Source organism: Rhizobium sp. CF122 (assembly GCF_000282035.1).
Lineage (GTDB): Bacteria > Pseudomonadota > Alphaproteobacteria > Rhizobiales > Rhizobiaceae > Rhizobium.
Map to the genome: position 1 here is coordinate 59,445 of NZ_AKKA01000069.1, position 20,803 is coordinate 80,247.

Here is a 20,803-nt window from a genome sequence, read left to right on the forward strand (position 1 = left end):
TTGTTTACGAGGCCACCGGCTTGCCGTCGGCGCCGTAGGCCTGCCAGAAGTTCTGCAGGCTGAACCGCTCTATGGCGCTGTTTAGGTAACGCGGCTCGAACCAGCTCTCGAGATCGACATCACGGCGGATGAGGCCGAATTCCTTGCTCTTGGCCGCCTGTTCCTTGTATTGCGAGACGAGAAGGTCATCGATCAGTGGCGAGTTGCGATAGGCGAGCGTGTCGCCCTTGAAGTACTCCTCCAGAATTGGAACGGGTGTCCCCGACTTGTGCCACAATTCCAGCAGTGCCGGGCGGTTGGGCTCGTCGGACGACCATTGGGCCGCCTTGACGAAAGCATCGACGACCCGCTGGGTTATCTCCGGATGGGCATCGATGAACGCCTGTCGGCCGATGACGCCGGCGTTGCGGCCGAAGCGCGGATCGTCGCCCTTGGTCGTGTAGATGACATCGGCTGCACCCTTCGCTGCAAGGTTGATAAGCTGCGTATCGCCGAAGGCGGCGTCGATGTCCTTGCTGGTGAGAGCGGCAACCGTGCCGGCGCTGTCGAGATTGACGACCTGAGCGTCGCGCTCTTTCAACCCATGGGCTTCCAAGACCTTGACGGCAGCCAGATGACCGTTCGTGCCGCGCTGTAGCGCTATCTTGCGGCCCTTCAGATCCGCGATAGACTTGATGCCGCTATCTTTGGCGACGGCAAGGTAGAGCGGCTTTCTCGCCCCACTTGCCAGCAGATACTTGGTCTTCAGCCCGTTGGCGCGGCCGATCAGCGAGGGGAGATCACCCTGATAGGCGAAGTCGAGCTGATCATTCGCGAAGCCTTCATTCACGGCAGGGCCCGCGCCCTTGAAGAAGGTCCATTCGATCTTGATGTTCGGATCCTTGGCGAACTCCTTTTCCAGAAATTCCCCGGCTCGTGCCGTCGCGGCAGACGTGCCTTCCGCGTAAGGGCGGTTGTCGACGCCGATGGCCGCATAGCCGACATGAATGACCAGCGGCTCCTCCGCCCGGACCGTGGCCGACGCGGTAAGCATCAGGGCGAGGCCGGCGGCCACGCGTGACAGAAATGCGCGTTTCATAGTTTTTCTCCGTTCTTGTGAAGCTTATCTGGCCAGCGCGACAGCACGTTCGACGTGACCGCCGTCATCGGATCGTTGCGTCGCTTTGGGCTGCATATTCTCGCCCGTCGCATGAAGGCTCTTCAGGACACGGTCTCGCACATTGGCAATATCGCTGGACGTACGCCGGCGTGGGCGCGCCAGCTTGACCGGTACCACTTCGCGGATGCGGCCCGGACGCGGCGACATGACGACGACGCGATCCCCGAGATAGACAGCCTCTTCCACGTCATGCGTCACCAGCACCATTGTGATGTTTTCCTTTGCCCAGATCTCCTGCAACTCGTCCTGCAGATACGCCTTGGTGATGGCGTCGAGCGCCCCGAAAGGCTCGTCGAGCAGAAGGACGTTCGGCCGGCTGACGAGGCCACGGGCAATACCAGCACGCTGCGCCATGCCGCCGGATAATTGATGCGGGTAGACATTGGCAAAGCGGGAAAGCCCGACAAGCTCTAGATGTTCGCGCACAAGCTCTGCCTTTCGCGCGCTCGTCAGCTTGCTGTTCAAGAGGCCAAGGGAGACGTTTTTCTCGACAGTCAGCCAGGGAAAGAGGCGTGGCTCCTGAAAGACGATGCCCCGATCGAGGCTGGGTTCGACAACTGCCTTGCCCGCATGGCGGATGGTGCCTGATGTCGCGATATCCAGACCGGCGAAGAGACGCAGCAACGTCGATTTTCCGCAACCGCTGGCACCGACGATTGTTACGAACTCGCCCTTCGCAATATCGAGGTTGATGTCGTCGAGCGCGATCAGCGGCTCCCGCTCGATCTGGAACTGCCGGGTTATGTGCTCGACTGTGAGATGGGGTCGGTTCATATCGCTCGCCCCTACTCTGCCGCGGCCTGAACGCGCGCCGGATGCCGGGGTGTGCTGAGGCCGAGATTTTCGCGCAGCGTTCTGCCCTGGTATTCGGTGCGGAACAGTCCACGACGCCGCAGTTCCGGCAACACGAACTCAGTGAAGTCCCGTAGCCCGACAGGCAGATGCGGCGGCATGACATTGAAGCCATCGGCCGCGCCGGTCGTGAACCAGTGCTCCATCTCGTCCGCGATCCGGCTCGGCGTGCCGACAATCTGCCAATGGCCACGCGCGCCTGCGACCCTCAGATAGAGCTCGCGTATCGTCAGGTTTTCGCGTCTGGCAAGATCGAGAAGGAGCTTCTGCCGGCTCTTGCTTGCGTTCGTCTCCGGCACGTCCGGGATGGGGCCGTCCAGAGGATATTTCGAGAGATCGACACCCTCCGCCATGCCGTTCAAGATGGAAAGGCCGACAACCGGATGAATGAGGTCCTGGATCTCCTGGAATTTCGCTTCTGCCTCCGCCTGAGTACGGCCGACGACCGGGAAGATCCCCGGCATGATCTTCAACTCTTCGGGCCTGCGACCGTACTTGGCAAGTCGGCCCTTCAGATCGCTGTAGAAACCGCGTGCGTCCTCGATTGTCTGATGCGCCGTGAAGACGACCTCCGCAGTGCGCGCGGCAAGTTCCTTACCCGGTTCCGACGATCCTGCCTGTACGAGCACCGGCTGTCCCTGAGGCGCGCGGGCGACGTTCAACGGCCCGCGAACCTTGAAGAACTTGCCCTTGTGATTGAGGACATGCTGCTTGTCCGGATCGAAGTATATGCCGCTTTCCTTGTCACGCAGGAATGCGTCTTCCTCCCAGGTGTCCCACAGTCCGCGCACGACGTCGGCAAACTCTTCGGCGCGCTCGTATCGCTCCGCATGTGCATAATGCTCCTCACGGCCGAAATTGTGCGCCTCGTGTTCGCTGGACGAGGTGACGAGATTCCAACCCGCGCGCCCGCCGCTGATGTGATCGAGCGAGGCAAATTTCCGCGCGATATGGTAGGGCTCGTTGTATGAAGTGGAGGCAGTGGCGACAAAACCGATGTTTTTCGTCACCGCGGCCAGAGCGGACAGCAAGGTGATTGGCTCGAACTGCGCCACGTAGCGGACAGCCGTCCTGCTGAGAGCCTCTATGTCGGTACCGCGCGTGCCGACGCCGTCGGCCATGAAAATGAGATCAAATTTCGCCGCTTCAGCCAGCTGCGCAAGCTCAATATAGTGAGCGAAATTGGAGCCGGCATCCGCTTGCGCCTCCGGGTGCCGCCATGCGGCCACGTGATGGCCCGTCGGGTACAGAAAGGCACCAAGTTTGATCTGTGGTCGCGCGCCACTCATGTCAGTCTCCTCGATCAGGGAGACGATAGCCTAACAGCAGCAATCTTTATCTATAGAAATAGTATTCTATTTAGGTCGACGATGCGGGATTTTTGCAGCCGCCAACGTGGCGTTTCGAACGATGACGTTCCGCCGCCACGCCAATCGGGGACGTCTGGTCGATCACAAGGTCGCCGCTTGCCAACCTCACGAAAGAATTTCTTTCCGCAAAATCAATCAGATATTTCTGGACTTGAGCGGTCAGCCAGCCAACCGTTGATGGGAAAAGGTCGGGACGCACGTCCCCTCCACCGTCATCCCGGGAGGCAGTATGCCGTTCGAAACAGATGTTGATGACGCGCTCTTGGCAAAAGCGACCGAGCTGCGCAGGACGTTTCATCTCGATGCCATCGAGAGAGACAAACAGGGCGGCAGGCCCGTCGAACAGATCAGACTCCTGAAGGAAAGCGGCCTTCCCTCCGCGCAGATCGCCAGGGAATATAATGGCCAAGGTGCGTCATGGTTGACGATCCTGCGCATCGTCAGGGAATTTGCCAAGACCGATGGATCGCTCGCCCATCTCTTCGGCTATCACCATCTGCCGCTCAATCTCATTCTGTTTCGCGGCTCTGTTGCCCAGAAGGAAAAATGGCTGACGGGCTCGGCGGCCGGCAACTGGATCTGGAGCAATTCCGGAAACGCCATGTCGAAGACGTCGGCGGGTGAGAAGACGCCGACCGGCTGGCTCATCAACGGCAGCCGCCCGTTTTCCTCTGGTTCCCATATCGCCGATTATATCCAGATTTCCTGGGAGAATGCCGATGGCGCTCGGCTGACCGCCGCCGTCCCCGCCGACCGGGAAGGCATTGTCATCGAGAACGACTGGGACGGCATCGGCCAAAGGCAGACCGGAAGCGGTACGGTACGCTTCGTCAACCTTCAGGTTCACGACGATGAATTGATCAGTTCGCCCGACGTGCCCTTGACGCCCTATTCGTCGCTGACATCGCTTCTTCAGCAGAGCGTTCTGCTCAATGTCTTCGTCGGCAGCGCTCAAGGAATATTGGAGGAAGGTCGCTCCTATGCGACGGCGAACTCGCGGCCGTGGATCTATTCCGGCGTCGAACGCCACGTTGATGATCCCTGGATCAAGCGCCAGTACGGCGACCTCTATATCCGCACGCTTGCAGCAACGGAGCTCGCGGACAAGGCGGCCCGCAGCCTCGGCGCGGCTTACGCCCAAGGGCCGTCGCTAAGCGCCGCGGATCGTGGCGCAGCCGCGATCGATATCGCCACCGCCAACGTCTACGCCGGCGAGGTCGGCCTTGCCGTCTCCAGCGAAGTCTTCGAGGTCATGGGCGCGCGCTCGGCGACCAATGCCAACGGCTTCGATCGCTTCTGGCGCAACGTGAGGACCCATACGCTTCACAATCCTGCCGAGTACAAGAAGCGCAGCGTCGGCACCTGGCTGCTGACTGGTGAATTTCCCGTGCCGGCCATGTATCGCTGAAAGGAACTGCAATGGCGAGACGCAAGGACAAGATCAAGCTCGGCGCTTTTCTGCTCTTCACCGGCCACCATGTCGCCGCATGGCGTCATCCGGACGCATCTGTGGGCACCGAGTTCGAAAACTACCTGGAACTGGCCAGGCTTGCCGAGGCGGCGAAATTCGATACGATTTTTTTCGCAGATGGCGTTGCCGCACGCATCAAGGATGTCGAAGCGGCAAGTCGTAAGGCTCATAGCGGCGTCTATCCATTCGAGCCGATCACTCTGCTCTCTGCGCTTTCATCGGTCACTCGCAATATTGGCCTGATCGCCACCGCCTCCACCAGTTATTCCGATCCTTACAATCTCGCCCGCCAATTTGCCTCGCTCGATCGGCTGAGCGGCGGCCGGGCCGGTTGGAACCTGGTGACGTCGTCCGACCCCGACGCCGCCTACAATTTCGGCCACGAGACGCAGATCCTCCATTCTGACCGCTATGATCGGGCGGAGGAATTTGCCGATGTGGTGCTCGGCCTCTGGGACAGCTGGGAGGACGACGCCTTCCTGCGCGACCGCCAAAGCGGTCGGTATTTCGACCCGGCGAAGCTCCATCGCCTCAATCACAGCGGCAGGCACTTCAAGGTGCGCGGGCCGCTCAACATTCCGCGCTCGCCGCAGGGCCGGCCAGTTGTCGTGCAGGCCGGAGCCTCCGAACCCGGCAAGGAGCTTGCCGCCCGCACGGCCGAGGCCATCTTCGCTGCCCAAATCACCCTGGAGGAGGCCACCAGCTTCTATGCCGACGTCAAGGGAAGGCTCGCGAAATATGGCCGATCGACTGAGGATCTGAAGATCCTGCCCGGCATTTTCCCGGTCGTCGGCCGCACGCAATCTGAGGCGCAGGAAAAATTTGAATCCCTTCAGGAACTCATTCAGCCCGAGGTCGGCTTGAATCTGATTTCACAACTGTCCGGCATCGACCTCCGCGACTATCCGCTGGATGGGCCGGTGCCCGAAAATCCGCCTTCGACAAATGCTGGCAAGAGCAGGCAGGCGCTGGTTCTGGATCTCGCCCGCCGCGAGAACCTTTCGATCCGTCAGCTCTATCTGCGCATCGCCGGGGCGCGTGGCCACTGGCAGGTCGTCGGCACGCCAACCGAGATCGCCGACGCCCTGGAAGAGCGCTTCGAGAACTATGGCGCCGACGGTTTCAACATCATGGCCCCGGTCATGCCGGGCGGGCTTGTGGACTTCATCGAGCTTGTCGTGCCGGAACTGCGCCGACGCGGTCTCTTCCGCCACGAATACGAGGGCGCGACGCTTCGCGAGAATCTCGGCCTCAAGCGCCCCGAGAAGCGTCTTGCCGCCAACGGCAGCGCGGTCGCGGCCGAATAGGAGAACAGCAATGAGCCGCGACACGCTTTTTCTCATCGCACCCGGATTTTCGGATCCCAAGCACCCTGGCCAAACCTTCGTCTGCCCCCACTGCAATGCGATTGAAGGGTTGCTTTCGAGCTTTCCCGATCTTGCTGCCAGGATCGACGTGGAGAGAGTACTCTTCCCCCGCCCGCGCGCACGCGTGATCGATACAGTCGGCGAGGAGAATCAGTCCTTGCCTGTGCTGGTGCTGGCCGCCAACGCGCCGCCGGATGCTGCCGAGTGGAAAGGCAAGCGTTTTGTCACCAAGACCGGTCGCATTCTTGAGCTGCTTGCCGAGCGACACGGCTTTCCACGACTTCACGACTGATGGAGGAAAGACGATGACCGTAAAACCCTCAGGCTTCGAACCCGCGCTGTTGCCTGCCGTCCTCTTCGAGCCGGACCAGACCAATCCCTATCTCGCCAAGGCAGTCGAACTCAGGAACATCTTCGCGGTCGACGCCGTCGAGCGGGATCAACAGGGCGGCCGTCCGACAGAGCAAATCCGGCTCCTCAAGGAAAGCGGTCTCGTCAATCTACTGATTCCCAAAGAGCTCGGTGGCGAGGGTCAGCCCTACTCCACGGCGCTGCGCATCGTACGCGAATTCGCCAAGGTCGATGGCTCACTCGGCCATCTCTTCGGATATCATTTCAGTCCGATCCAGAACGCGCTGACGAGCGGGAGCGATGAACGATCAGCCTCGATCCTTCGGCAATCGGCCGAAGGGCGTTGGTTCTGGGGTAACACCACGAACAGCTTTTCCAAAAGCCTCTTCGGCAAGAAGGTCGAAGGTGGCGTCTTGTTGAACGGCTATCGGCCGTTCGCCTCCGGCTCGCATGTTGCCGACTATCTAATGGTCGCATGGGAAGATGAGGAGACGAACGCTCGCAGCTTTGCCTACATTCCCGCCAACCGTGCTGGCATCACCATCGCTGACGACTGGGACGGCATCGGCCAGCGCCAGACCGGCAGTGGTCGCGTCTTCTACAAGGACGTGACGGTGAAGGATGCGGAGATCCTGCCGGAACGATCGAAGGAGCCGGGCGCCCTTCTCATACCCCAGCAACAGCAGAGCGTTCTTCTCAACGTCTTCATCGGCAGCGCCCAGGGCGCTCTCATTGCCGCACGAGACTACACGGTGACGAAGTCCCGCCCGTGGATCTATTCCAGTGTCGAACGCCATGTGGACGATCCCTGGATCAAGCGGCAATACGGCGAACTCTGGACGAAGGTCCAAGCCGCCACGGCGCTCGCCGATCGGGCAGCGGTCGCCATCGACACTGCCTATGCAAAGGGCTCGGCACTCACGGTGGAGGAGCGCGGCGCCACGGCCATTGCAGTAGCCTCCGCCAACGTGCTGGCAGGCAAAGTGGCACTCGACGTCACCAGCGAGATATTCGAGGTTATGGGCGCCCGCTCTGCCGTACGGCCTTACGGCTTTGACCGCTTCTGGCGCAACGTCCGCATCCATACGCTCCACAATCCCGCTGAGTACAAGACCCGCAACGTCGGTTCATGGTTCCTGACCGGCGACTATCCCGAACCGGGGATCTTCCAATGAGCGGCCGGGAACTTCATCTCAACATCAATATACTCCACTCCGGCTTTTCGCCCGCCGCGTGGCGAATGGAAGGCAGCGATCCTCGCGCCTCCTTTGACATCAACCACTACATCAAGGTTGCTAAGATCGCCGAACGGGGCACTTTCGACGCCGTCTTCCTCGCAGATCAGGCGGCGATCTCGGACCGGATCGATTTCCGACCGCTCACGTCGCTGGAGCCGACTATCGTTCTCGCGCTGGTCGCGGCCAATACCGAACGAATAGGCCTGATCGGCACCGCCTCGACGACCTACAACGAGCCGTACAACATCGCCCGGCGCTTTGCGACGCTCGACCATGCCAGTGGCGGGCGCGCGGGCTGGAACATCGTCACCAGCGCGGACCTGGCGCAAAGCAGAAACTTTGGTCTTCAAAAGCCCGTGGCCCACGCAAGCCGCTATGAGCGCGCCAACGAATTTGCAGCGGTGGTCAAGGCGCTCTGGGACAGCTGGGAGGAAGAGGCCTTCATCGGCGACACCGCGACCGGGCGCTTCGTCGATACTGGCCGCGTCCACCCGATCGCCCACAGCGGCAAGCATTTTGCGGTGCATGGGCCGCACAACATTCCGCGCCCGCCACAGGGCCACCCGGTTCTCGTGCAGGCTGGCGGCTCCGACGACGGGCGCGAACTCGCCGCCGAACATGCCGAAGCAGTCTTCTCCGCTTCGCAATCCTTCGAGGAATCCCTGGGCTATGCTAGAGATTTGCGCCGTCGCGCCGCCCGTCATGGCCGCCCGGATGACAGCATTCTTGTACTCGCAGGCCTCGCCACCATCATCGGCAGCACCGAAGCAGAGGCGAGGAGCCGGCAGGAGGAACTGCGTGATCTGATTCCCCTTGAGTACAGCCTTGCGCGGCTGGCCGGCGTGTTGCAGGTCGATCAGAAAAGGCTCGAACTCGACGCTCCCTTGCCCCACGACATACCGCTGCCAGCAGACGGCGGGCACACATTCTTCCGCGCGACTTTGGCACTCGCGCGACGGGAAGGATTGACCGTTCGGGGGCTGATCCGTGCGCTCAACGGCGGCACCGGGCATCGCACGATTGTCGGTACGCCTGATAAGATCGCCGACGACATCGAGACATGGTTCTGTGCTGGTGCGGCGGACGGCTTCAACCTGATGCCGGACGTGTTGCCGCATGGACTTGATGTCTTCGTCGAGGAAGTGGTTCCGCTCCTGCGTCGTCGCGGCTTGTTCAGACACGAGTACACCGGTCGGACACTGCGCGACCACCTCGGCCTCACGCGGCCGCAGAATCCCTACGTTGCCGCAGCAGAATGACGGCCAAAAAAGGACATCTCATGACGCCATCCCTTGCGACAAAGGCAAACGACGCCGATCGACCGGCGGCACTCGCCGCCGAGCGTTATCGCGAGTCGCAGCACCTCGGCGAACAATGGAACGAGGCCATTGAAACACTTCTCTCTCACCGCAGCGTGCGCAGCTACTTGCCAAAGCCGGTCCCACATGCCGCTGTCGAACTTGCGGTTGCCGCAGCGCAGTCGGCACCGAGTTCGTCTAATCTGCAAGCATGGAGCGTCGTAGCCGTTGAAGACCCAGAACGGCAAAACCGGCTGAATGCCGTTGCCGGCAACCAGCGTCAAATCGCCCAGGCGCCTCTCCTGCTCGTCTGGCTCGCTGATCTTGCGCGACCCCGTGCGATCGCCGCAAAGGGTGGCTCTGCGGCAGAGGGTCTCGACTATATCGAGAGCTTTTTGCTTGGTGTGATTGATGCTGCGCTTGCAGCGCAGAACGCCGTCGTGGCCTTTGAATCACTGGGGTTTGGAACCTGCTACATCGGTGCGATACGAAACGATCCGGAGACGGTGGCGCGAGAACTCGCCTTGCCGGAAGGGGTTTTCCCGGTTTTCGGTTTGACCGTCGGTTTTCCCGATCCAGCGCAGCCCGCCGGGGTGAAGCCGCGTCTGCCGCAGTCGACAGTCTTGCATCGCGAACAATATGCAAACAAAGCGCGTGCACGCGATCTTGCCACCTACAACAAGGTGCTGAGACGCTTCCAGGCGGAGCAAGCCATGCCATCGATCGACTGGACAGACCAGGTCCGAAACCGCATCGGTACAGTCGAGGCGCTGAAGGGCAGGCACGTGCTTGCGGCACTCGCGCGCCGTCTCGGTTTCCAGCTCAAATAGAGCTGGCGGAGCTCCCATGACGGATTCACTCGGCGGCAATCATGTCCGCCGCCGGACGAATGCGCCGCGCGATGATCTCGTCCATCGTCTGCAGAGCACGGGCTTCGGCCAGCAGCCACTCTCGAAACAGATCGACGCGCATCAGCCGCGCCGTGTGCGCGGTCGTGGCGAAAAAATAGGAGGAGCTGACCGGCTGGGGCACACCGAAGGGGCTGACCAACCGTCCGGATCGAATCTCAGCTTCCGCAAGCCTGATCTTGCCGAGTCCCAATCCCTGTCCGGCCAGCGCAGCATCAAGTACCAGAGAGGACTGGTTGAGCCGGAACCCGCCTTGCGATGGACGATAAGAAAGTCCGGCGGCACGCAACCATCTGCTCCAGTCCGGGCAGGATTGATCATGCTCGGCTCCCTCTTCATGCAACAGCGGCACGCCTTCGATTGCCTGAGCTCCGTCCCATAGCGCATAGGTATCGGCAAATTCCGGGCTGCAGACCGGCAGCACGGCTTCGGAGAAGAGGTGGTCGACGATGAGTCCCGGATATGGACCGCTTCCGTAGCGGATAACGCAATCGGCATCGCCGGCATCGAGGTTCGCTAACTGTGTCGAAGCGTCGACGAGAACCTGCAGCCCGGGAGCCGCTCGCCGCAGCGCATCGAGACGCGGGATCAGCCACTTGCTGGCAAAGGACGGAGCAACCGAGACGCGGATCGGCTGTTCATGGTCGCACTGTACGAACTGAGCCATGGCCGCCAGCACAGCGTCAAAGGCGCCCGTCAATCCTGGAACCAGCGCCGACCCAGCTGGCGTCAGCTGGAGCTGGCCGCGGATGCGATTAAAAAGAGGCTGACCGAGATAGTCCTCCAACAGGCGGATCTGCTGCCCGACAGCTGCGGAAGTGACATGCAATTCCTCGGCAGCGCGCACGAAGTTCAGGTGCCGCGCCGTCGCGACGAAGGCCCGCAGCGATGTCAGCGGAGGAAGCCGCGCAAGCGTGGGCTGGAGCGCCCTTCTGGTGGAGTTTGCAAGTGTGCTCATGAAGCGATTGCACCACAATCATCCCCTTCAAGACGAGAACCTGCGTTTCCTGTAGCCTGGTTCATAGAACATTTTCTTGCGTCGCAGGCGGTTATCGGAGATGCAAAAACTCAATTCTGTAAATTGTCTATATTTTTAGTAGAATAATGCGGGTATCCCAACGGCACCGCTGTCGGTGCGAAGTTTTCCTTTCCCCAGCGAGGAGAAAAACATTCTTCCGGTTTGCATCCGGGCGGACCGATGATGCGCGCGACGACGCTGCACGCTGGGCGTCTCTCGCAACTCAGGGGGTATTGATGGACATTCGCAGACGCCACCTCAACAAACTGCTTGCCTTGACAAGCCTTACGGCTCTCGTGCCGCTCAGGGCATTCGCCGAGACGACGGCTGCAACGACGGGTGGCACTCTGAACTTTATCGTCGAGCCCGAGCCGCCTACCGTTCTCACACTGGCCCACACAGCAGGCGGCACGCAGAAAATCAGCCCAAAGATCACCGAAGGCCTGCTGACCTACGATTTCGATCTGACGCCCAAACCGCAGCTCGCGACGGAATGGTCAGTAAGCGAAGACGGCTTGAGCTACACGTTCAAGCTGCGTCAGAATGTGAAATGGCACGACGGCAAGCCATTTACATCCGATGACGTCGCCTATTCGATCGAGCTTTTGAAGCAGGTACACCCGCGCGGGCGGGGCACATTCGCCAACGTAACCAAGGTCGACACGCCGGATCCGTCGACCGCCGTGATCAGGCTTTCAAAGCCTGCACCTTACCTTCTGAGCGCGCTCTATGCCGCGGAGTCGCCGATCGTACCAAAGCACATTTATGATGGCGTCAAGATTGCCGACGTCCCAACTAACCCGAACGGCGGCGCGCCGATCGGCACAGGACCTTTCGTCTTCAAGGAATGGGTACGCGGCTCTCACATTATCCTGGAACGCAATCCGGACTACTGGGACGCCGGAAAACCCTATCTCGACCGAGTCGTCGTGCGCTTCGTGCCGGATGGCGCGGCCCGCGCTGCCGGCTTCGAGACCGGCGAATTCGACATTGGCGGCGACAATCCAATCCCCCTGAGCGACCTCGAACGCGTCAAAGCGCTGCCGAACATCGGCATCGATTCGCGCGGCTACGAGACGAAGGGAGATCAGACCCAGCTGATCTTCAATCTCGACAACGAATACCTGAAAAATGTTGCTGTTCGCCGGGCGATTGCTCATGCGATCGACCTCAATGTCGTCCTCAACACCGTGTGGTACGGCTACGGTCATGTCTCGCCGAGCCCGATCAGCACCTTCCTTCCGCGCTATCTGGATGCCTCGATCAAGCCCTACGCCTTCGATCTGAAGGCGGCCGAACAGCTGCTTGACGAAGCCGGCTATACGCGTGGCGCCGACGGGGTCCGTTTCAATCTGCGCCTTACGCACAATTCCTACAATGAAGGCTTCAAGCGGGTCGCCGAATATCTCAAGCAGAACCTGACGCGCATCGGCATTACCGCGACGATCGATTCCTATGATTTCTCGACTTACATCAAGAAGGTCTACACTGACCGCGCTTTCGACGTGACGGCGGAATACCTTGGCAATCAGTTCGATCCGACACTCGGCGTGCAGCGCATTTACTGGTCGAAAAACTTCAAACTTGGCTTGCCGTTCTCGAACGCCAGCCACTACGCCAACCCCGAGGTCGACAAGCTGCTGGAAGCGGCTTCCGTCGAGATCGACGACGAGAAGCGCAAGCAGCAGTTCTATGCCTTCCAGAAAATCATTGTCGATGAGGTGCCGGTGGTGAACCTGATTGCGTTGGAGAACGTCACCGTCTTCAACAAGCGCGTGAAAAATCACACGATCGGGGCCGAGGGCGTGCAGTCCAATTTCGCGGAGGTCTATATCAAGGACGGCGAAGGCTGACCGGGGCGGCGGCCTTCACAAGAAAGGGGTGCATCGGCGATGCGCCCCTTTCTGCTTCAAGAACACGTCAGGCGATGCGGATCGGCGTAAATTTCGCAAGGATGCGATCGGCGAGCGCGATTGCCTGCGCGCGCTGCTCGGTAATCGAACTCGATTCCCATGCGACGCCACGCAGCGGATGCCCTATGGCGCTGAGATTGCGATGAACACGACCTTCCTCATTGATGAGGTCCCCCTCGGATGTCGCATCGATACCATAGCCCGTGCTGTGGGGCCGGACCTCGCCATTTGCAAGCAGGCTCTTGACGAAGGGATCTGCAATCTGCCGCCAATCGTGTAACTGATGACCGCGGCAGTCGATGACACCATCAAACCTCGCGTTCTCGATGCCCGTTCTTGTCCCCAGTTGGGCGACGATTTGGTCTCCCTCGACGGCAAAGCCAAGCAGACGAGCGCGACCGTACGCCAGACGGTCTTCGGCGATCACGGTCTCGATCGTCGTATGGCTCTCCGGCGCCGATCGGTGCGCCGTAACATCCCAGAAGGCCCGTAGATGCCTGGTAAAGCGCAATCGCTCACGATCACTCGCGCCCTGCCACAGGGACGGGATATGGGGTCGGATCGCGAGCGGTAGGCCCTGCCAGTCGGCACCGGCTGCCGAAATGGCACGCCGTTCCGCCTTCACGCGCGACAGCAGTTCTCGAGCAGTTGCGGGCAACGGGCCATCGGCGAGAAAATCGCGCGCTGCATCGACAGTCCTACGGCCTTCCACGAATTGACCTCGGCGCGATATCACCCGATAGCGGCCGCGATAACCCCTCGCCTCCATGCTGGCAACGGCGTCGACCATCGACAGGCTGGAACCGATAAGGAGAATCTCTTCGCAGCCAGTCAGGCGCTCCAGGGCATCTCCATCCCACGGATTGGCGGCAAAGCGTGCATGACGAGCAAGGGCACGCTCAGCGGCCGGGAGCCGCGGCTGGAAGACGCCAAGTGCCAGGACCGCTTCATCGGCTTCGACGGTGGTACCGTCAGCCGTTGTGATACGGATCCGGTGCGGTGTTGCAACCAGTGCGGATGCCGATGCCCTGATATGCCGAAGCGTAGAACCGAGCCGCGCGGTGGCACCGGCGCGGGCAAGCTCGTCGCGGACATAAGTTCCGTAGAGATGACGCGGCGGGCTGCTTGAGCCCACCTCGGCAGGAGGCACCCAGCCGTTGGCCGGACCGTTCTCGACAAGCCAGCGCGACAGATGGCCGGGGTCTTCGGGATAGAGGGAGAAGATTTCGGCCGGCCCGTTGACGAGATGGACAGGGTCGGTGGTGCTGTAGGCGACGCCCCGGCCGAGCTCCTCTCGCCGCTCGACGATCGTGATCGCCAGGGGCACTTCGGTTCGCTCCAACAATTTCAGCGCAATCAGCGCCCCGGCAAAACCGCCGCCGACGATGGCAACCGAATGGTGCGGAATACGATCAATGCGCAATGAACCTCCTCCCCGATCGTGACGATAGGGCTTGGTGTATCGTGGGGTGAAATCGGCCTGCTGACGAAAGCCGGGAAAACGTCGCTACGCGATCAAGCGGTTACCACCGAGGCGGCGGAGATTTCAGAAGACCTTGCCTTCCTCCAGATGCGTCGTGATTCCGTTGATGTAATAGTCGCCGACCACCCTCGCCTTGTGCAGCAGCGGGTTGTGATTGAGCACCGTGCGGATGTTGCGCCAGTGCCGGTCGAGATTGAGATGGCGCGACGTCGCAGAGCCGCCGCCGAGCTCGAAGACGTTGGTGGCCGCCGCCAGCGCAATCTGCGAGGTGACGATCTGGCTGCGCGCGGTCGTCAGCGCACTTTCGACCAATGCGGCTTCGATACTCTCGGCATCGCCGACTGAAAAGGCCGCCGCCGTGCGGTCCAATGCGCGAGCAGCTTCGCGGATCAATGTGTCTACGGCAAAGGAGCCGGCTGCGATCTCGCCCAGCACCTTCTGCACGAAGGGATCCGCATTCGCCGTCTCGGCTGCGCTGTGGGCCGCTGACCGCGCTTGCCGGCGCACGTACTCGGTGCCCTCCTCAAGCGCGCCGCGCACTGCGCCCGCCATCGAGGCGGCCAGATGGAGCTGGCGCAACGTTGATGTGTGGCGGCCGACGAGTGTGTTGAGACCCCGCTTCGAAATTTCGTGCGGCAGCACCTCGACGTCTTCCAGCAGGACACCGCCACTCGCCGTCAGGCGCTGGCCCATGCCATCCCAGTCGTCGAGAATGGCAATGCCCTTGCGGTCAACCGGCAGGAGCACGCTGACAAGGTCGCCTTCGTCGTTTTTGGCACTGAAGGAGGCAAAGTCAGAAAAGGCGGTTCCAGTCGCGTACCACTTGCGGCCGTTCAGACGATAGCTATCGCCTGCCCTTGTCAAACGTGTCGTCACTTCACCTGGCCGCTTGGTGCCCTGCTCGGTATGAGCCCCACCGAAAAGCTTGCCGGAGAGAACGCGGCCGAGCTGTGTGCGGTCGATTGCGGTATTGGGGCTGAGGATAAGGCTCTCGGTGAAATTGAAATGGCTGCGCAGCGCGTGGGCGACATTCGAATCTGCCGCTCCAATCGCCATGATCGTTTCGATGTAGTCGGCAACGGATCCACCGGGACCGCCGAGCGCCACGGGAATACGCAGTGCACCCAGCCCGGCCTCCTTGAACAGGCGAAAGGCATCAAATGGAAGCTCCCTTTCCAGATCGCGTCTTGCCGCCTCTTTGGAAATTTCAGCTGCCAGTGCCGGAATTTTTGCCAATAGCTTCGAGAGATCGTTCACCTCCTCCGCAGGCGTCGGAGTGGTAGACGGTGCTGAAGGAGCGGTATTCGGCATGCAGGAACCTTCTCGGCCAAAGGAGAGAGATGGAGGGATCCACCGGCAAGGCGGATCCCTCGTGTCATGCTCAGGCAACAGCGCGCGTCAGCGGCACCACATTATCCGCACCTCCCGCGGCGCTACGCGGCACGCGACCTTCGACCGGATGGCTTGGATCGTTGAAGCCGGGCGTCGAGGGATGGCCCGTCGTGACCAATCGGTCGACCAGCGCCTCATCTTCGGCATCGAGCTTGACGTCGAGCGCGCGGATGTAGCTGTCCCAATGCTCTTCCGTGCGCGGGCCAGTGATGGCCGCCGAGATCAGCTGATTGTTCAGCACCCAGGCGAGCGCGAACTCCGTCGGCGAAATCCCCTTGCGAGTAGCATGAGCGGCGATCTCAGAAGCAATGGCAATCGATTCAGGACGCCATTCCGTCTCCAGGATGCGCTTGTCTCCGCGACCGGCACGTGTGTCGGCCGCCGGCTCCTTGCCCGGTTCGTACTTGCCGGTCAGGACACCACGAGCAAGCGGCGAATAGGAAACGACGCCCAGACCGTAGTGATGAGCTGCCGGCAATTGCTCGGCTTCGGCCGTACGGTTGACGATGTTGTAAAGCGGCTGGCTTGCCACCGGACGATCGATGCCGAGTTGATCGGCCAGATGTGCGATCTCGGCGATGCGCCAGCCCCGGAAGTTCGAGACACCGAAATAACGCAGCTTGCCGGCGCGGATCAGATCGGCGATCGCGCGCACCGGCTCTTCTAGCGGCGCGTCGAAGACGGCCCGGTGGAAGTAGAGGATGTCGATATAGTCGGTGTTGAGGCGGCGTAGCGAATTCTCGACGGTCTCGATCACCCACTTGCGGGAGTGGCCACCAAGGTTCGGGCCCTTCTTGTGCGAGTTGACGAACTTCGTCGCCAGAACCCAGTGATCGCGATGCGCCTTGATGCCTTTGCCGACGACCTCTTCCGACTTGCCATCGTGATAGACATCAGCCGTATCGATGAAGTTGATCCCCTGCTCGCGCGCTTTGTCGATGATGCGGAACGCGACGTCATCCGGCGTCGGCCCACCGAACATCATGGTTCCGAGGCTGAGCGGTGATATCTTTAGCGCGCTGCGCCCGAGATAACGATAATCGACCATTTCATTCTCCTTGTTACTGAGCGTGGTGGCAGGCGGCGGCATGGCCGCTGCCGAACTGGCGCAATGCCGGGTCTTCGGCCCGGCAGATATCGGTGGCGAGCGGACAGCGCGTATGGAAATGGCAGCCGGCAGGCGGATTGTGCGGGCTCGGCAGATCACCGGTGATGGGGGCGGCCTGCTTGCGCCGCGACGGGTCGGGAACGGCGGCAAGCAGCGCTTGCGTGTAAGGATGCTTCGCATTGTTCCAGAGCTCGCTTGTCGAGGCACTCTCGACGATGCGGCCGAGATACATGACGAGCACGCGATCGGCGAAATAGCGAACCACCGAAAGATCGTGGGAGATGAAGAGGTAGGACAGCGATAGCTCCGTCTTCATTTCCACCAGCAGGTTGAGGATCTGCGCCTGAATGGAAAGATCGAGCGCCGAGACCGGCTCATCGCAGATGACGAGCTTCGGCTGCAGGATCAGGGCGCGAGCAATCCCGATACGCTGCCGCTGGCCTCCGGAGAATTCGTGGGGATAACGGTCGAGCGCATCAGGCGGCAGGCCGACATGGGCGACCATCTCAGCCGCGATCGCTTCGCGACGCTTACGCTCGCCAATCCCATGGACAGCGAGAGGCGCTGTGAGGATGGTGCGGATCGTCTGCCTGGGATTGAGGGAGGCGAACGGATCCTGGAAGATCATCTGGATGCTGCGGCGGACGGATTGCAGCTCCCTTCCTGACATGGCGGTGACGTCTCTGCCTTTGAAGGTGACGCTACCTGAGGATGGGTCGACGAGCCGCACCAGCGATTTGCCGAGCGTAGACTTGCCGCAGCCGGACTCACCGACCAGCGCAACTGTCTCGCCTTCGGCGATCTCCAGCGAGACACCATCCACGGCGCGCACGGTGCCGCTGGTTCCGGAATAGTGGGTCGCAAGCCGATCAACCGACAGGAGCGACATGAGCGACCTCCGCAATTGCTGCAACATAGGGGCACGCAACCTGCCGTCCGGCGGGAAGTGCAATGAGTTGAGGCACAGTCAAGCTGCAGGCCGGCCGGGCGGCGGGACACCGCGGGCGGAACGAACAGCCCTTCTCGCCCGCCGCCGAAACAATCGAGCCCGGGATCTCCGAAAGCGGCCCGTCGCGATAGTGGTAGTCCGCCTTCAGGCGCGGCGAGGCCGAAAGCAGACCATGTGTGTAGGGGTGGTAGGGCGTCTCGAACACCTGATCGGGCAACCCCTCCTCGATCTTGCGTCCGGCATACATGACAACGACGCGGTCAGCCCATTGCGCGACGATGCCGAGATCATGCGTAATCAGGATGACAGCCATGTTCAGCTGGGCGCGGAGGTTGTCGAGCAACTGCAACACCTGCGCCTGTATAGTCACGTCGAGGGCGGTCGTCGCCTCATCAGCGATCAGCAGTTTCGGATTGCAGGCAACGGCAATCGCGATCATCACGCGCTGGCGCATGCCACCGGAGAGCTGATGTGGATATTCGTCGATACGACGGGCCGCTTCCGGAATACTGACAAGGTCCAATAGCGCGATAGCACGCTCCCGAGCCTGACGCCGAGTGAGATTTTCATGAATGCGCAGCACCTCGATGATCTGGTCGCCGATCGTCAGCACCGGATTGAGCGACGTCATCGGCTCCTGAAAGATCATCGCGATGTCGCGGCCGCGGACGCGGCGCAGTTCCCACTCGGAAAGGCCGACAAGATCGCGACCACCGAAGAGGATCTGTCCGCCGACGCGAGCCTGCCGCGGCAGCAATCCCATCAGACCGAGTGCTGTGAGCGACTTGCCTGAGCCCGATTCCCCGACGATCGCCAGCATCTCACCCGGATTGGCCGAAAAGCTGACGCCCTTCACAGGCTCGGCGGACGCAAAGCGCACCGAGAAGTCGGAAACCTCCAGAAGCTTCGCCATCAGCGATCCTCCGAAAAGCGCGGATTGAGCGCGTCGTTGAGACCATCGCCAATCAGATTGAGCGCAAGCACGGTGAAGACGATCGCAAGCCCAGGCAGCGCCGTCAGATACCAGGCGGTGCGGATGACGTCGCGGCCGGCACCGATCATCGAGCCCCAGGAAACGCGGTTGGGATCGCCAAGCCCCATGAAGGAGAGCGCCGACTCCATCAGAATGGCGCTAGCCACCATGACAGAGGAGGTGACGATCAGCGGCGGCAGCGCATTGGGGAGGATCTCGCGGAAAATGATACGGGCGTGACCGAAGCCGAGGCTGCGGGCGGCAAGCACATAGTCCTTCTCGCGGATGGCCCTGAATTCGGCGCGTGTCAGCCGTGCGACCGTCGGCCAGCTGACGATTGCGATCGCAACGGTAACCGTCGCAGTGGTCGGCTGGGCAATGGCCACGAGGACCACAAGCAGCACGAAGCTTGGAATGGTCTGGAAGATCTCGATGAACTTGACGAGGACATCATCGACCAGACCGCCGAAGTATCCCGCGACGGCGCCGATGGCGATCCCCGCCGTCAGCCCGAGTGCTGTGGCCGCAAGCCCGACGGTCAGCGATATCCGCGCCCCGTGCACGATGCCGGCCAGCACATCGCGCCCCATGGAATCGGTGCCGAGCGGATAGGCGGGATTCTGGCCGGGCCAGAGGAACGGTCGCGCCACCATCTCCAACGGGTCGCCCGGGTAGAGAAGCGGTGCGAACAGCGCTGACAGAGCAACGAGGAGAAGGATAGCCGTGCCAAAGAGCGCATTGTAGTTGGCGAGGAAGACCTTCAGCTCCCGGCGCATGCCGCGCCAGGCCGTGCCCGACACCGAGGCGCGCACGTCAGGGGCGTGAATATGTGTCCAGCGCGGCTGCTTGGGCGTTTCCGAGGCCGGTTGGCTAGCCTCGATCTTTGCCTGCGGCGCAAAATCGATCGCCTGGCCGGCCAGTGTTCCAAGTTTTCGACTGTTCATCGACTTGCTCCAATTCGGGGATCGATCCACGCCTGCAAGAGGTCGACGGCTGCGTTCGCGACAATCACGAGGAAGGATGAAAGAAGCAGGATGCCGAGCAGCACGCTGAAATCGCGCGCCATGACGGCCTCGAACGCCAGGCGTCCGAGCCCCGGCCAGCTATAGACGGTCTCGACCACGACCGCGCCGCCAAGCATGCCGCCAAAGTGCATTCCGGCCATCGTGGTGATCGGGATGAGAGCATTGCGCAGGACGTGTCGTGTAGTCAGCACGAACGGCGAGACACCCTTGGCGCGCGCGGTGCGCACGAAATCCTGCGACTTGACCTCCAGCATCGAGGCCCGTGTCAGGCGAGCATAGATCGCGAGATAGAAGAGTGCGAGGGAGGTCGCCGGCAATACCATGTAGCGCGCCCTGTCCAGCAACTCCGGCAATCCCGTCAGTCGCGAGCCGATCGTGCTGTCGCCCCCGCTCGGCAACCAGCCGAGCTTGACCGAGAAGAGAAGGATCAGCATCAGGCCGATCCAGAAGCCGGGGATCGAATAGAAGAGCAGCGAGACGACGGAAATGATGCGATCCGGCAGGCGCCCGGAAAACGCCGCCATCAGCGAACCGAGCAGCAGTCCGACGGCAATTGCAATCGCCAGCGCTGCCAGCATGAGCACGAGAGTGCCGGGTAGCCGCTGACCGATCAGATCGGCGACGGGCATGCCGTAGCGCGGCGAAAAGCCAAGGCTGAAATGCGCGAGGTTGTTCAGATAGTTGGCGAGCTGAACAAGGATCGGGTTATCGAGCCCGAAGCGCTCGCGCAGTGCGGCCATGGTCTCGACTGTCGCCGACCCCGATTCCGCCGCCATGACATCTGCCGCATCGCCGGGTGCCAGCTTCAGCAGGAAGAAATTCAGGATGACGATCCCGAGCATGGTCGGGACAGCCTGAATGATCGTCCTGCTGATCGTTCTGGCGATCCGCCTGTAAGCCGACATGTGCCCCACCTCGCGATATGAAA

General features: G+C 61.4%; 19 protein-coding genes. 7 read left to right on the plus strand and 12 right to left on the minus strand.

What is annotated here, in order from left to right; translation table 11 throughout:
* Positions 1–4 precede the first annotated feature (4 nt).
* The 4 genes from PMI09_RS12775 to PMI09_RS31585 all read right to left on the minus strand — a co-directional run bounded on the left by PMI09_RS12775 (position 5) and on the right by PMI09_RS31585 (position 3,580).
* Positions 5–1,078 carry an ABC transporter substrate-binding protein gene (locus PMI09_RS12775; RefSeq protein WP_007794072.1) on the minus strand — a complete coding sequence of 358 codons (1,074 nt, stop codon included), beginning with the start codon at positions 1,076–1,078 and terminating at the stop codon, positions 5–7.
* 24 nt (positions 1,079–1,102) lie between these two features.
* Positions 1,103–1,933: an ABC transporter ATP-binding protein gene (locus tag PMI09_RS12780; RefSeq protein ID WP_007794077.1), complete on the minus strand. Its 831-nt coding sequence runs from the start codon at positions 1,931–1,933 to the stop codon at positions 1,103–1,105.
* An 11-nt stretch (positions 1,934–1,944) separates the two neighbouring features.
* Entirely contained in the window at positions 1,945–3,300 is a 1,356-nt protein-coding gene (locus PMI09_RS12785; protein WP_007794079.1) for an LLM class flavin-dependent oxidoreductase, read from the minus strand.
* A 70-nt stretch (positions 3,301–3,370) separates the two neighbouring features.
* A complete protein-coding gene (locus tag PMI09_RS31585; protein ID WP_037082952.1) occupies positions 3,371–3,580 on the minus strand; it encodes a hypothetical protein in 210 nt (69 codons plus the stop codon).
* A 30-nt stretch (positions 3,581–3,610) separates the two neighbouring features.
* On the opposite strand from PMI09_RS31585, the gene PMI09_RS12795 reads away from it, so the two are divergent.
* From PMI09_RS12795 to PMI09_RS12820, 6 genes are read left to right on the plus strand one after another with little or no spacing between them, the layout of a single operon-like run.
* Positions 3,611–4,789: an acyl-CoA dehydrogenase family protein gene (locus tag PMI09_RS12795; protein WP_007794081.1), complete on the plus strand. Its 1,179-nt coding sequence runs from the start codon at positions 3,611–3,613 to the stop codon at positions 4,787–4,789.
* A gap of 11 nt (positions 4,790–4,800) precedes the next feature.
* The gene (locus tag PMI09_RS12800) at positions 4,801–6,159 is read left to right on the plus strand and encodes an LLM class flavin-dependent oxidoreductase (protein WP_007794084.1); all 1,359 of its coding nucleotides are present in this window, start codon (positions 4,801–4,803) and stop codon (positions 6,157–6,159) included.
* 10 nt (positions 6,160–6,169) lie between these two features.
* Positions 6,170–6,511, plus strand: a complete 342-nt coding sequence (locus PMI09_RS12805; RefSeq protein ID WP_007794087.1) for a DUF3088 domain-containing protein — start codon at positions 6,170–6,172, stop codon at positions 6,509–6,511.
* Between the two features lie 13 nt (positions 6,512–6,524).
* Positions 6,525–7,745, plus strand: a complete 1,221-nt coding sequence (locus PMI09_RS12810) for an acyl-CoA dehydrogenase family protein (RefSeq protein ID WP_007794090.1) — start codon at positions 6,525–6,527, stop codon at positions 7,743–7,745.
* Complete coding sequence (locus PMI09_RS12815; protein ID WP_007794092.1) at positions 7,742–9,067, plus strand: LLM class flavin-dependent oxidoreductase; 1,326 nt, start codon at positions 7,742–7,744, stop codon at positions 9,065–9,067. Before PMI09_RS12810 ends, PMI09_RS12815 begins: the two co-directional genes overlap by 4 nt.
* Before the next feature lie 20 nt (positions 9,068–9,087).
* Positions 9,088–9,936: an NADPH-dependent oxidoreductase gene (locus tag PMI09_RS12820; RefSeq protein WP_007794095.1), complete on the plus strand. Its 849-nt coding sequence runs from the start codon at positions 9,088–9,090 to the stop codon at positions 9,934–9,936.
* Positions 9,937–9,961: 25 nt separating this feature from the next.
* Here the strand turns inward: PMI09_RS12820 and PMI09_RS12825 are convergent, their stop codons facing one another.
* Positions 9,962–10,972 carry a LysR substrate-binding domain-containing protein gene (locus PMI09_RS12825; RefSeq protein ID WP_007794098.1) on the minus strand — a complete coding sequence of 337 codons (1,011 nt, stop codon included), beginning with the start codon at positions 10,970–10,972 and terminating at the stop codon, positions 9,962–9,964.
* Positions 10,973–11,268: 296 nt separating this feature from the next.
* Here PMI09_RS12825 and PMI09_RS12830 point away from each other — a divergent pair, with 296 nt between their 5' ends.
* A complete protein-coding gene (locus PMI09_RS12830; RefSeq protein ID WP_007794101.1) occupies positions 11,269–12,885 on the plus strand; it encodes an ABC transporter substrate-binding protein in 1,617 nt (538 codons plus the stop codon).
* Between the two features lie 67 nt (positions 12,886–12,952).
* On the opposite strand, the gene PMI09_RS12835 is transcribed toward PMI09_RS12830, so the two are convergent.
* The 7 genes from PMI09_RS12835 to PMI09_RS12865 all read right to left on the minus strand — a co-directional run bounded on the left by PMI09_RS12835 (position 12,953) and on the right by PMI09_RS12865 (position 20,780).
* Complete coding sequence (locus PMI09_RS12835; RefSeq protein WP_007794104.1) at positions 12,953–14,368, minus strand: FAD/NAD(P)-binding protein; 1,416 nt, start codon at positions 14,366–14,368, stop codon at positions 12,953–12,955.
* 123 nt (positions 14,369–14,491) lie between these two features.
* Positions 14,492–15,739, minus strand: coding sequence for an acyl-CoA dehydrogenase family protein (locus PMI09_RS12840; protein ID WP_007794107.1), 1,248 nt, complete (start codon positions 15,737–15,739; stop codon positions 14,492–14,494).
* A 70-nt stretch (positions 15,740–15,809) separates the two neighbouring features.
* Complete coding sequence (locus PMI09_RS12845) at positions 15,810–16,868, minus strand: aldo/keto reductase (RefSeq protein ID WP_007794111.1); 1,059 nt, start codon at positions 16,866–16,868, stop codon at positions 15,810–15,812.
* A gap of 13 nt (positions 16,869–16,881) precedes the next feature.
* Complete coding sequence (locus PMI09_RS12850) at positions 16,882–17,817, minus strand: ABC transporter ATP-binding protein (RefSeq protein ID WP_007794114.1); 936 nt, start codon at positions 17,815–17,817, stop codon at positions 16,882–16,884.
* Positions 17,798–18,790, minus strand: a complete 993-nt coding sequence (locus PMI09_RS12855; protein WP_007794118.1) for an ABC transporter ATP-binding protein — start codon at positions 18,788–18,790, stop codon at positions 17,798–17,800. Before PMI09_RS12855 ends, PMI09_RS12850 begins: the two co-directional genes overlap by 20 nt.
* A complete protein-coding gene (locus PMI09_RS12860) occupies positions 18,790–19,794 on the minus strand; it encodes an ABC transporter permease (RefSeq protein ID WP_007794120.1) in 1,005 nt (334 codons plus the stop codon). Before PMI09_RS12860 ends, PMI09_RS12855 begins: the two co-directional genes overlap by 1 nt.
* Entirely contained in the window at positions 19,791–20,780 is a 990-nt protein-coding gene (locus PMI09_RS12865) for an ABC transporter permease (protein ID WP_007794124.1), read from the minus strand. Before PMI09_RS12865 ends, PMI09_RS12860 begins: the two co-directional genes overlap by 4 nt.
* Between the last annotated feature and the right edge of the window lie 23 nt (positions 20,781–20,803).